Origin of the sequence: Rudanella lutea DSM 19387 (assembly GCF_000383955.1) — a bacterium.
Classification (GTDB): Bacteria; Bacteroidota; Bacteroidia; order Cytophagales; family Spirosomataceae; genus Rudanella; species Rudanella lutea.
Genome location: NZ_KB913013.1, coordinates 1 through 12966 on the forward strand (window position 1 = coordinate 1; position 12966 = coordinate 12966).

Below are 12966 nucleotides of genomic sequence, written 5' to 3' on the forward strand. Positions count from 1 at the left end.
TTACTACTCATCAAAAACGCCCAAAACACGCTGTTTTGGGCGTTTTATGACCTTCTAGTGGCTTCTTCGAGTCTCGCCTTCGGCACTTTCCAAACGCCTGTAAGTCACGTACTTACAGGCGTTTTGCTTGTTATCTCTGCCGTAATGGCAAGAAAATGGCAAGTTCGGCTATCCAAACAGATCACCGCCGTTTCCGTGAAATATCCCTTTAAAGAGCCATTTATTTCGAAGCCTGCCGACGATGACCTAACCAAGCAATGGGTAGTTGAATACGGAATCTGGTCAGAGCGAGAACAAAAATTAAAGCGCAAGCGGGTTGTACTGAAAGGCGACACTGTGGCCCAGCGATTGGCTGACGGCCGTGAGGTTGTAGCTGAAGTCAAAAAGTTGCTCAAACAGGGTGCCTGCGTCGACGCGCTTCAGAAAGCCCCAACCCGAGCCGTGGACGTTGATAGCGTCACCGTCAGTACGTCGATCAGGAAGGCCATAGACGTTTATCTGGAGTACAAGAAGAAGACTACGAAGCACAACTCGTGGCGCACGTACCGATCAAGCCTAACCACCTTTAAGCAATACCTTACCGACACACCGGGGCTTAGGAATGTTGCCTTAGGGAATTTCCACGCAGGAGACGCTATCGACTTCCTCGATCAAGTAATCATGAAGTATGGACTCTCGAACCGGGGGCATAATAACGTTAAGGATAACGCGGGTATGTTCTTCCGGCATTGGTGTAAACGACTCAATCGCCCCAACGCCAGAGTACTGTTAGAAAACCCCTTTGAGGACATTCCGGATAAGCGGACAACAACCGAAAAACACACCGCTTACACCGATGACCAACGAGCTGAATTCAAGGATGTAGCCAGGCGCGAGGGTGAACACCAACTGCTGCTGTTCATTCAATTCATGTACTACACCTTTTTACGCCCACGCATAGAGTTACGGCTGTTGCGTGTCGCTGACCTGAAGGAGCAAACGATTTACGTAAACGGCACCAATGCGAAAGACAACACCGGCGAACACGTTCAAATCCCTCCACCACTGGAGCGTCTGATCGAGGGGCATAAGCTACGTTCGTACCCTCCCAATTTCTATGTCTTTTCGGCCACCGGTGTTCCGGGGCCTGAGCCAGTGGGCCCGGACTACTTCTACCAACACCACCGGCGCATTTTGGAACGGATGGGGCTCAAAGATGGCGGCTATGATATGTACAGCTGGAAACACACGGGCGTTATCTCGCTTTGGAACGCCACTCAGAATATCAGATTGATTCAGCAACAGTGCAGGCACTCAACGGCGGCACAAACGGAAGACTACTTACGCGACCTGGGTATTGTTGTTCGACATACTCAGATTCAAGACTTTCCTGAATTCTAGAACACCTGTTGAGCGTCTATTTTGTTGGCCCGAAAACTCACTTTCCTCCAAATATTTTGTAACCTATCCAACCCCAGTATTATTTAAGGCATATAAATCAGTGATATATGTGCCATGTTACTCAAACTTAAAATTCAGGATGGCTCAAAACGACCACGGCTATTTATTTGCCGACTTGAGAGTCTTGAAGGTGCACTCAGCTTAATTAATCACTTCTTCTCTTCTGGACATACAGTCGTCCACGCATCCTTGAAATATGAGGGGCGTTCAATTGACATCCCATTGGAGGCTTTTGACGGGGATAGTTTCGATTTGCCACTAAAGCAAATTAGAGAGCAATGGGAGCAGGCACTTAAAAATCCGGCTCCACCATAATCATAAACGTTTGCACTTTTCCAAGCGGCCCAAATAGGCCACCCGGTTTTAGCACTTTGCTAACGTTTCTGAGAAAAGTCGAATAACATAAAATCATTTATAAAACGACCCCGGAATAGTTCAACACGCCGGGGTCGTTTTTTCATTGCACTTTTTTCAGATTACACCCGCCACAGCTGCACCTCGGTCGGAATCGTCGGCCCCGTCGACCCGAGTACTGCCTTCATACTCCCGACCAGGTACGTTACCCCTTTGATGTGCACTTTCTTCCGGAAACTGAACAGGGCCAGATCGGCCGACGTCAGATACACCAGCTTCGTGATCGAAAACGTATTGGCCTTGAACGACTCGAAGCCACTGTAGGCACCCGCCAGACTGTTCGCCCCGTGCCAGTACAGACTCCGCGCCCCATGGGCGGCCGTCGCGCGGGGCTCTCCCCCCACCAGCCCATTCCAGAACAGCAGCTTGGCCGTCGAGTCATTCTTACCTTCTTTGTTCAACGGACTTTGTCCGGCCTGACTCGTCACCGCGCGGCCCGAAACAGCATTCGTGGCCAGCGTCGACACCCGTGCCTGAATCGGCAATACACTTCCTCCTTCGTTGGCGGCCGTTTCGAGGGTCGTGTACTTATCCATCGCGGCCGGCACCGGCTTCAGCTGGGCATCGTTACTATCGAGGGCATAACTCAGCTCCAGCCGGTTTACCAGCTCCGGTGCTTTTACGTGCTCCGGATGCGCCTTCTCCGTCCAGTCCAGAATCTCCGAGCCGGCCAGCACGTCGGCCCCAAAATCCATCGTGCAGATGTTACGCCGTACATCGAACTCCAGATACAGGTTGAACAGCTTGCGCAAATCCATCGTCAGCTGCGGCAGCGTCAGAGCCGGTAAATGGTTGGCATAAACCAGAGCCGACGGCGCATCCAGGCTGTACGTATTATATAGGATCAACCGGGCCAGATCAGGGTCTTGCCAGAACCCACCCGTAAAGCTCCAGCCCGTCAGGTTGCCAAACTGCTGGTACACCCAGCGCAGAAACAACATCGGCACCCGCGCATAGCCGTTGTACGCCACCCCGCTGTACTCATTCATCAGACCACCCCAACCGGCCACGGCCGCATTGCCGTAGAACGCGGGGTTCTCAATCGTCGGAAAACAGTAGCGGTCGGTCAGGTGGTTGGCCGCGGCCACCGGTGCAACCGGTACCGGCTCCTGGCCCAGCTCCAGCATCGAGGCCAGCGGCTGGTTTTGCCGGTCGCCAAAAATCTCGCCCAGGTTCTGCGTAAAATACAGACTAAAACCCGACGGCTTTACGTCCTGAATCATCACATACCCCTGCTCCTGCAGCTGGCCATACACGTACTTCTCGCAGCGGAATTTCCGGCTGGTGTAACCGACCTGCGGCTCGTAGAAATACCCCAGCAAGGCCCGGTTACGGGGCGTATTGGGCAAGTCGAAGCCGTACACCCGGCTGCCGGGCACCTTCTCAAATTCCAGTAGGGGGTTCCAACGCTCCAGCGTCAGGCTGGTATTGGGCGCCATGTCCACCGACTCCCCATCCAAACGAATATCGATCATTGAAAGTCTGATTTATTGGCAACCACGTCGATCTGGTTCACCACGTTCACGTATGTCTGTACACTTAAATCCTTGCTGGCAATCACACCCAGCGCCCCGCTCTGGTTACGCAGCTCGCCCAACAGACTCCCCGTCTGCCCATCCATCGACCCCTTCAGCGTACTCGTCTGGTTCTGGATGGCCGTCAGCTGCTCGGTTCCCTGCTGCCGTACCGTATCGCCCAGGTTCTTCATGTTCGTTTCCAGAGCCAGAATGAGCTGCTCGCCCTGTTGCCGCATTGTATCGGTCAGGTTCTTCATGTTCGTATCGAGCGAGGTGCGCAGCTCGTCGCCCTGCTGCCGGGCCTGATTGATCAGCGCCGTAAACGCAATGTCCTGAGCGTTCATCTGCTGACCCGCCGTATCCCGCACCATGGTCGTAAACTCATTGGCCAGGTACGCACCCATTTTATCCACGGCCAATACGGTCTCGGCCGTATTCTTCATGATCGCATCCATTTGGGACTGCGACTTTTCGATCTGCTCGTTGGTGACGCTGGCTACCTGCTGGGCTTCATTCATGGCCGCATCGTTCTCCGGCGAGGCCGATTCTCCACCGTACGAGCCACCATCGCTACTACCACCCGACGTATCCACGTAATCGCTCATCCAGCCCCCGTTATCGAAACGGCGGCCACGGCCCACGTAATCGCTGTACGAGCCGCCATCCGTACCCATGATACCCCCATTCCGGAAAATCGGTGCGCCGTTACGGTGTAGCGACGAGTGCATCAGGGCATCTACCACCCGACGGTTGTTGGCATAGGTTCGCTGCGACAGCACCATGATCGGCTCGCCCCCTTCCATCTCGGCCACCTCTTCGCCGTTATCGCGCCGGGTCACACTCAACCCACTCGTACCATACCCGGCCCCGTGACGCGGGCCATCGGGCACGCCGGCGTTTCGGATCATACCACCCCGTGCCATTTGCGGGGGCTGTTGCCGCTTAATGAGGGCGATCTGAATAGCCGTGGCTGCTGCGGCACCGGCCACACCAATCAGGCCGAGCGGGAAACCCATTGTGGCCAGCGACTTCAAAGCCGCCATTGCCCCGTGAATCACGGCCTGCGTGATGTCGAGAGCCTGCTGCCGTTTCCAGGCTTTCAGCTGCTGCTCCTTAATTTTAGCGTCAGCCTCTTTATTGATTTTGTCGGTACCCGCTTCGTACTCTTCCTTCGAAATTAACCCCTTATCGTACTGCTCCTTCCAGGCCGCCAGCTGGGTATCTTTCTCTTTCTTGATCTTGGCAATCTCCCGCTCCGAGGCAATCTGCGCGATTTTCGACATGGCCTGCGTTGCCAGCAGAAAGTACGAGCCTACCTGGTCAATCTTATCCACATTGGCCTGCTGCGACTCGGTGAGCTGCTTTTTCTCCCCGGCCATCTTCTTCATCAACAGGTTGGAAAAGGTCGTAAAGTCCCCTTCCATCATTTTCTTGACGGCATCAAAAAACTCCTGCTGATTCTGCCGGCGGGCTTCGGTTTTGTCGCGGGTCAGCTGGGTCTTATCATTCTCGTACTGCACGTCATTGGCCTTCAGTTGCGACTTCAACCGGTCGTCGATGGCCTTATCCGCCTGCGCTCGGGTATCGTGGTCGGTAATGAGGGCCTGATTTTTGGCTTTTTCTTCGGCTGCTTCGCGCTCCAGCTTTTGACGGTTGTGCTCATACTCGGCATCGAGCCGCATCTTTTTGGCATCGTAGATCGCCTGCGCGTTGTTGCCCGCCAACACCAGCCGGGCGTTAGCGTCGGCCACCGTAGCCTGGTACAGATTATCCTGTAGGGCCTGCTCCTGTGCGGCTTTCTTCGCCCGGTAGTCGGCCTCCACGGCCTCTTTGTCCCGGATCAGGTTCTCGTTGATCTGCTTCAGCAACTGGGCCTTCTGGGTTTCGTCGGCCACATCTTTTTCCACCTGGGCGCGCTGAGCCGCAGCCACGTCTTCCAGCTTTTGCAGCTTATCGGCCTTCTCATCACCGGATAGCCGAACCTTCAGATCGAGTATCCGTTTGGCCGTTTCAGCTTCCTCCTTTTCCTGCTTGGCGCGGTAGTCGGTTTCGGCCTTGTCTTTGTCGCGCTGGAGCTGATCGTGCAGGGCCTTTTCCCAAACGGCTTTGATGCTCTGGCTCGCTTTACTTTTCTCAATGGCGGCTAGCTCCTGCTGATATTTAAACTCCAGCTTCGCTTTTTCGCGCTCCAGGTCATTCGTGATCGCATTGATCCGGGCGGTTTCGATGGCCTTATTGGCTTCATCATTCGCCCGAATCTGGTCTTCTTTTTCCTTCTGGGCCTTATCAGCGGCTTTCTTCAGCTCCGACTCCCGGTGCTTATCATTCTGGGCGGCTTTGCGGTCAATCGCTTTCTGCTCCGACGTCGTGACGATATCCACCAGCTGACCCGCCGTTTTTTGCTCCGCCCCTTTTTTATCATCGAGGTGTTTCTGGTGCGCGGCCAGCTGCTTCGGCCGGTCTTCGTTCAGCTTATCGCCGTACCCTTTATTGAAGGCATCTCCGATCTTACCCGCTGCGGATTTTACCGTGTTGACCACATCGTCGACGTGCAAAAACGAAGCAATAGCCCCCCCGATCTGCTTGATCTTCGTAATGCCGGTATCGATCAGGCCCCAGAAGTTAGCCAGAGCCGTGCGCACCGGTGCCAGGCCTGCACTGATCCGGCCCAGACCATTACCCACCATATCCACAAAGGCCATGTGCAGGTCGTACACAAAACCGGCTCCGGCTTTAACCAGGTCCCAGATGTTCGACAACCACCCGCCCACCGTGGTCAACGCCGGTTGCAACGGCTCCAGGCCCTGCTTAATCCAATCCGCAAAACGGTTCGTCAGGTCGGCCACCAGGCTAACCCCTGTTTTCATAGCCTCCCACGTACCCGAAATAATCCCCCGTACCGTCGAGCTGTTGTTGTAAAGGGCCGTAAAGCCAGCCACCAGCAGCGCCACCGCAGCCACCACCACGCCAATGGGGTTGCTGGTCATGGCCACGTTGAGCGCCGTTTGGGCTACCGTGGCTGATTGCGTCCAGATCAGGCGCGCCTTTTCGGCCGCAGCATGCCCAATACTCGTGGCCGTGGCCGCAATCAGATGCCCGTTAAAGGCCAGCACAGCCAGACCCAACGCGGCAAAACTGGTGCGGTTCTCGCTCACAAACTCGGGTACCGCCCGGATGATATTCACAAATGCCACCAGCCCACGCGTACCCGTCGTGATGGCGGGCAGCAGGGCTTGCCCAATATTGGTAGCCAACAACGCCAGGGCCTTCTGCGATTTGTCGTACTCGGCTGCGGCATTGTTGTTCACGGTATTAAACTCTTTCTGCAAGCTGGTACCCTCGGCCATTGCCTTGTTAGCCAGGTCCTGCTTTTCCCGAACCATCTGGGTTTGGTCTTTCAGCAAGCTCATCACCTTGGTAGCCTCCTGCGACTTAATGCCCAGATCGTCGAGCCGGGTAGCCAGCTGATCAGCGGGCACATTCTTCAGCGACTCCGCCAGGCGCAACAGAAACTCGTTCGGATTGGTATTGATGAGCTGCTTCATCTCATCGCGGGTAATGCCCAGCTGCTGCGCGAACGTGGCCGTGTCCTTAGCGGCCGTCAGCAGAATATTCGTCAGACCACCCGAAGCAATCTCGGCCGACAAACCCAACTCCTGAAAGGCAGCTCCGAGGCCCATCGTTTCGGCGATCTGTGGAGACAAATCGCCCAACTGACCCATGCGGGCCGTGAAGTCGGCCACCACTGGCCCGGTGGCGGAGCCTGCTGCCCCCAGCTCGTTAATGGCTGAGCCAATCTTTTCGATGGCCTCCCCGGCCTGGAGGTCTTTGGTCTCCTTGAACAGCTTCTGAAGCCCACCCAGTTTGGCGCTCACCTCTTCAGCTCCGCCCGAAAACTCGTCGCCCAGCGCCACGTTGGCCATATCGACCGACTTCACAAAGCCCAGCAATTCCTCGTTGGCCACGCCCAGCTGCCCCCCGATCTGCGCAATGTCCATCAGGCTTTCTTTCGTCGAACGGGTGTCGATCTTGTCCAGCTCTCCCGACAACTCAGCCACGGCCTCGGTACTGAGGTTAGTCGCTTTGGCTACGCCAGACATCTGGTCAGTTAGCTCAAGGGCCTTTTTGATGCCGTCCTGCACGAAGCTGAAGGCGCGCTCAAGCAGTTCGGTCGCACCAAAACCAGCCAGAAACCCCGTGGCTGTCGCTTTGGCCCGTTCCCACAGGCTGGGTTGCTTTTCAACCTCTTGATTAACGCCTTTGATGGTTTCGCGGTGGTTGGTCAGGAGGGTATTTACCTCCACCATTTCGGCCGCTTTTTTCTGATAAGCCTCGGTGCCGGGCGTCAGCTTCTGGATTTCGCGGTTCAGCTGATCGTAGTAGCCTTTCAGCTGCTGCACCGTCATGCCCGAAGCCCCCATTTCCTCACGGACCTGTTTAATATCCGCTTCGAGCTGTTTCACCAGGGCTTTGTTTTCGGCCCATTCTTTGGTACCTCGTGTCAGCTCCGACTGGGCGACCTTGGCGTCCTTTAGCCGCTGTTCGAGTTCACCCAGCTGGTTGATGACCGGCTTACCGTCATACTTTAGGGTGAAAACGGCTTCTTCTTTGAGTTGCATAATGCTGCTGGGATTTAACCAGCAGCGAAGGAATACCCCGAAAAAGCGGGTTTGTAGGACACAAAAAAAGCCCCTCACTCCTGAGGGGCTTTCGTGTATTACTTACAACTCTCAAGGCCATATCCATTCACATACGTGCGAATCGAATCGGGCAAATTCTGTTTAACACAGTACTCCTTCCATTTCAGATCACGTACATCGTCGAGACGGTTTGATCGATCTACCACGTTCATCGACGGGTACTCCTTCTCAACTTGCGCGCGGGTTTCGGCTTCCATATCGCCTATCCACTTATAAACCTCGCATAACGATAGCCCTTTTTCCTGTAAAAATGAGTCGATACCCTCTGCACTATTCAGGTTAACCGCCACAGCCTTGGGCGCATCCTGAGCAGATTCATTCGGGCCAAACACATAGCCAATCAAGGCCAACATTAGCACTACACCAACGGCAAAGCCGGCAATTCTGGTCAACGTTTTCTTCATATCATGACGTTTACTTAAACGCCGACAATAACTGCAATTACTCCGATGCTTCCAAACGTTGCTTCATGGCGCGCAGGATCGGCTCAGGCAGGGCCTCGAGCAGTTTATAGCTGGCTTCGTAGATCAGCTTACCCCGTGTCGGGTTGTAAAACGCATTCCGTTTATAGTGCCGGATTTTGGCCGTGAAAATCCGGCTCCGGGCTACCCCCCACGCAATCCGGTTAATCGCCCTCGTGTTCGGGATCTCCACTCGGCGTTTGGCATCGGTCAGGTAACCCGGCACGTAATCGAACGAATCCAGGCCAATCCGCTTCACAAACTCTTCCATCACTTCCACCGGGGGCATTTTTTCGTACAGCAGTTGCCGCATATCCTTAAAGCGGCCGTACCCCCGAAAGCCCACGCTAAACTCAGCGTACATCTCGCTACTGACCAGCAGCATTTGGTGGCGGAGCGAGTTCGCCAGATCACCCGAAACCACGTAGCCAGCCGCTTTGATCTTGCGTTGCATCACTAGTGCGGCCTCGGCTACAATGCTGGCTACCACATCCGTGGCAACACGCTCAAATTGCTCCTGCGTAAGTTGAACCGGAAAGCCCATACAATCAGAGGTCGGTTAGTTGAACGTACAGCTTATCGCCACTTGCCATGCTCACGCCCGAGAACAACGCGTGATACCCGAACCCGTCCGAGTTGAATACAAACGTCTCGTCGCTGTACAAGGTGCCGTTCTTGTACAGCCGCAACCGGGCCGACCGGCCAGCCGTACCGTACGTAAACAACCGCCATTTGCTCGCATCGAAGCCCGCCGTCGGGAAATCCAGATCATTGGTACCCGTCGCATAACAGTACGCGCCACGGCCCTGCATCGTCCAGGCGTTACCCATCCACGGAAAATCACTCGTCTCAATACCCAGTCGGGTCGGCAGGTTGCCCCGGTAATGGAACATGCCCGCCGGCACGCTGTAGGTGTACCCGGCCGGATTAGCCAGGCATGCCCCGTACAGATCGGCGTAGGCCTGCGTATCCATCTCCTTCAAGGCCTGGTCGATCCGGCTCTGAAGCTGCTCCACTGTTTCGGCTCCGTAGGTACCAGCCGCAATAGTCAGTGTAGCCGGTCTGGCATCCTGATCCGGGCTACAATTACTCCGTAGGTACGTACCCAACTGCTCAATAAACTCGTTCAGATACGGCGTTGTGGTGGGCGCGCAGGCAGCACTCAGTACCGGCGGGGTGTACCCCTCGGTACCCGGTGTATTCGGCTTCACTTTACGCGGTTTTACCAGGCTCCCGTCATCGGCATACCGCAGCTCCAGACTGGCCGCCCCCATGTAGCCAGTACGAACCCCGTTCTCGTTCACCTGGCAAAAGGTGTTGATCGGGAGCCAACGCGTCGGCCGCGCGCGGGCCACCGGGGGTGCCGGCAACGCCGAATACCCGACCTCCGTTTTGCCGTAGCGGTAGGTGAGCACCCGGCCCGCCAGCTCTTCGTCGTCACTCTGGAGAGCCAACTGCGTATCCACGGGCAACAGCGCCACCAGCCCCTCTTTGGCCACCACGTAGATTTCCTCGGCCAACACCAGCTCGGATACCGCGTCCAGCCGGTCACCATCGAGCAAGCCCGTGGCCACCGTCAGGCTCCGGTCGGCCGCCCGATTGGCCGAAAACAGCTCCGCCGTCGACGGCAGATAATTGGGCTCCAGCGCGCGCTGAGCCGTCAGCCCGCGCGCGGTCAGCTGCCGACTGCTCTGGCCCGTGCACCGAAACGTATCAAAGCCGCCCAGGCTATTCGCGTACACCAGGTACAGCACATTGGCCTCGTAGTCGCGGTTCACGTAGTACGTCCGGGCCTGGCTCAGCCGGGCATTCGCTTCGTTGGCAATCCAGACCGTATAACTATGCACCCACTTCTCGGCCGTTTCGCGGCTCGCCAGACCCAACGCGGCAAAACCAACCGCAACACTGTACACGGTGTACTGGGTTACGCCGGTGGTCGTGGCCAGCGTCAGGGTTTCGCTCGTACCGTCGCTGTAGACCACCTCCACCCGTAAGCGGAGTTCAGTTGGTTTGGGCGTAAAGTTCACCAGGTAATACAACCATTCCGGCTGGGCCACATCCACCCACTTTTCGGCCGGTTGCCAGCTCAGAAATTGGCGACTCTGGGCCAGGTAGGTTGTAAAAAACTGATCGCCCCAGACCGCAAATTGCTCCACGCTCAACCGTCCCTTCAGGGCATACTCCAGCGCCAGCGTCTTATCGGTACCGGCTACCAGCGCCCCCCCATTTTCCACCCACTGCCGCACATAAAACGGGGTTGTCTGGCCCGAACAGGTCACAAAACCTACCTGACCCAACACCGGCGGGCTATGCACCAGCCTGTCGTCGAGAAACAACGCCAGATCGAACGAGGCTCCGGGGTAAACCGTTGCGCCAAATTCATCGCGCGGGGGGTACTCCCTTCCGGGCAACTTAATCAGCTCGGTGTATTCGCCCGAGCCAAAGCTGCGCGGCAAATTCAAGCCCACGCAATACACCAGCTGAAGGCGGTCGCCAATGCTATCGGGCACGGCGTCGATGATATACGCCATCGGGTTGCCCGTCAGGCGCAGGGATAAATAATTTAGTGTAGCCAGAGCGTCCATCAGTCGGGAAATAGCAAATGATTAGCGGGTATCGTCACGTCGACGTCCATGTAGTGGCCATCCAGATCAACGTTGGCCAGCAGCCCGATCGGAAAAATCCGTTCCACCGGTTCAATCTTCATCTCGTAGCCCAACCCCTGTTCTTCTACCTCTTGCTGGCTCGTTTCAGCGGCCAGCTCCAGCAGGCCCAGCAGCCGCAGCATGAGTTTTAGGGTGTAGTCGCGTACCTCCAGGCCAGCGCGGGCACTGGCATCAGCCGGTTTGGCCGCAATCGAAAGCGAACACATAAACTTGAGCGTATCCAGCCCGGCCCCATTGGTCGCGCGCGGTACTTCAGCCACCTGAAAAAAGGCCGTGGTACCCCGGTAATCGTTGGTGTAATAGGCCTCAATTTCGTCGATTCCCTTCTCGCCATTGCTGATCGGCAGAAAGTAGACGTCCGGCAGCTGACCCACGAGCTGCTCAAAATAATCCGACAGTGAAATCAGGTCAGTGATCATGGCGCATCGCTTGTTTATCGGCTTCTTTCTGCGCCTGCTGCTGGTCGAGCATATCGTCGAGCAATGCGGCAAACAACAGATGCGCCGGTTGTTGGCACACTTTATCAAAATCGCCAAAATGGCCTTGTTTGGCTACGTTCTTCAGCAACATCAACCACCCACGGCCATCGCCATACCGGGGCTGGCCATCGCTCCCGAACAACTCGCCGTACTCGTCGAGAAATTCGTTATTACTGCGCTCGAAATAGTCCAGCACCAACAGCTTATCCGCTAAGGGTAGCGTACTGAGCATCTTCGCCCGCTCCAGCATCGAGGTTTCCCGAAACGGCTCCCGAATGTCGCCGTTCCACTCGCGCGACGCCTTAAACGCCCGCCAGTCGGCCCGGCGCGGGCGGCATAAGGTGGCCACCAGTCGGTCGAGTGCCTCATGCTTCGCTTTCACATCGTCCGGGCTATGCTCGTCGATGGGCTGCGCAAACTCGATGTACGCCATATTGGCGACCGCCAGCTCGGCCGCCGTTGTATTCATGTAGTAGGCCTCAGGCAGAAAGTAGTTGCCACCCCGGTGGTTCAGCACATCAATAGGCGGCTTTCCTTCCGGGCGCGTTGTAAAGAGCCAGTTAAACACCTGCCGCAGCTGACCCCATTGCCAATGGGCCAATTCCAGCCGCTGCCACACTTTGGGGCTCATACCCAGCCAGACCCGGCAGGCAGCCGCTTCGTTGTCCAGGGTTTCATACGACCCGTCGGCGGGCAACCGGGGGCACATAATCAGCTGCCGGTACTGCTCAGGAGTCAGTTCGCTCCAGCACTCGGCTACCCGGTACCGTTTGGTACCCAATTCAATGGTTTTCATGCGATACGGCTTTAGGGGTCAATTCCTTTCGGATTTCTTCGCGGGTTTCCATCCGGAATACCCGCCGATCCACGTCCACGTCGTCGATCTTTTCGAGTTTCTTCTGGATATACTGCCAAAAGAAAGCGGCCAGGCCGAAACTGACGACCTGACCGGCAATGGTTGTAATGACGTTAATGAGTGTCTGCGACATTAGTCAAGAATGGTCCAGTCGTCGGCTAACATATCCGTTTGGGAGGCCAGCCACCCATTTACAATCGACCCATCAGCCGCGTACATGCATAAATAGGGCAGAAACAAAATGTCGCGCTCCTGAGCTACCAGAAACGTTTTTACGCTATCAGGCAACGACTTCACGTTCGTGATTATGTTACAGGATAATGTGTCACCAGGGCGCTGAAATACAAACATTCCTTTACCGTTCCAGCCCGCACGGGCAATGCGCTTACCCACTTTGACGGCATCAAGAGCCACCGAATACGTATGCATCGTG

The 12966-nt window shown here is 56.0% G+C and carries 11 protein-coding genes; 2 read left to right on the forward strand and 9 right to left on the reverse strand.

The features are described 5' to 3' along the window. Both RUDLU_RS29965 and RUDLU_RS30115 read left to right on the forward strand, forming a co-directional pair. The coding region (locus tag RUDLU_RS29965) for a site-specific integrase (protein WP_019986273.1) at window positions 1-1380 on the forward strand (1380 nt) is incomplete at its 5' end. Window positions 1381-1494: 114 nt separating this feature from the next. Further along, window positions 1495-1755 (forward strand): hypothetical protein, encoded by a 261-nt coding sequence (locus tag RUDLU_RS30115; protein WP_157580055.1) that lies wholly within the window; start codon window positions 1495-1497, stop codon window positions 1753-1755. 161 nt (window positions 1756-1916) lie between these two features. On the opposite strand, the gene RUDLU_RS0100010 is transcribed toward RUDLU_RS30115, so the two are convergent. From RUDLU_RS0100010 to RUDLU_RS0100050, 9 genes are all read right to left on the reverse strand, one after another. Further along, window positions 1917-3329 carry a hypothetical protein gene (locus RUDLU_RS0100010; RefSeq protein ID WP_019986274.1) on the reverse strand — a complete coding sequence of 471 codons (1413 nt, stop codon included), beginning with the start codon at window positions 3327-3329 and terminating at the stop codon, window positions 1917-1919. Next, on the reverse strand, window positions 3326-7990 hold the full coding sequence (locus RUDLU_RS0100015; protein WP_019986275.1) for a phage tail tape measure protein: 4665 nt from the start codon (window positions 7988-7990) through the stop codon (window positions 3326-3328). The genes RUDLU_RS0100010 and RUDLU_RS0100015 overlap by 4 nt, the downstream gene beginning before the upstream one ends. A 98-nt stretch (window positions 7991-8088) precedes the next feature. Next, the gene (locus RUDLU_RS0100020; protein WP_019986276.1) at window positions 8089-8475 is read right to left on the reverse strand and encodes a hypothetical protein; all 387 of its coding nucleotides are present in this window, start codon (window positions 8473-8475) and stop codon (window positions 8089-8091) included. A gap of 37 nt (window positions 8476-8512) precedes the next feature. Beyond that, the gene (locus RUDLU_RS0100025; RefSeq protein ID WP_019986277.1) at window positions 8513-9076 is read right to left on the reverse strand and encodes a hypothetical protein; all 564 of its coding nucleotides are present in this window, start codon (window positions 9074-9076) and stop codon (window positions 8513-8515) included. Window positions 9077-9080: 4 nt separating this feature from the next. After that, a complete protein-coding gene (locus RUDLU_RS0100030) occupies window positions 9081-11117 on the reverse strand; it encodes a DUF5977 domain-containing protein (protein WP_019986278.1) in 2037 nt (678 codons plus the stop codon). After that, window positions 11117-11617, reverse strand: a complete 501-nt coding sequence (locus RUDLU_RS0100035; protein WP_019986279.1) for a hypothetical protein — start codon at window positions 11615-11617, stop codon at window positions 11117-11119. Before RUDLU_RS0100035 ends, RUDLU_RS0100030 begins: the two co-directional genes overlap by 1 nt. Beyond that, window positions 11607-12473 carry a hypothetical protein gene (locus tag RUDLU_RS0100040; RefSeq protein ID WP_019986280.1) on the reverse strand — a complete coding sequence of 289 codons (867 nt, stop codon included), beginning with the start codon at window positions 12471-12473 and terminating at the stop codon, window positions 11607-11609. The genes RUDLU_RS0100035 and RUDLU_RS0100040 overlap by 11 nt, the downstream gene beginning before the upstream one ends. Then, window positions 12460-12666, reverse strand: a complete 207-nt coding sequence (locus RUDLU_RS0100045) for a hypothetical protein (protein ID WP_019986281.1) — start codon at window positions 12664-12666, stop codon at window positions 12460-12462. The genes RUDLU_RS0100040 and RUDLU_RS0100045 overlap by 14 nt, the downstream gene beginning before the upstream one ends. Further along, complete coding sequence (locus tag RUDLU_RS0100050) at window positions 12666-12962, reverse strand: DUF2829 domain-containing protein (RefSeq protein ID WP_019986282.1); 297 nt, start codon at window positions 12960-12962, stop codon at window positions 12666-12668. Before RUDLU_RS0100050 ends, RUDLU_RS0100045 begins: the two co-directional genes overlap by 1 nt. Window positions 12963-12966: the final 4 nt, after the last annotated feature.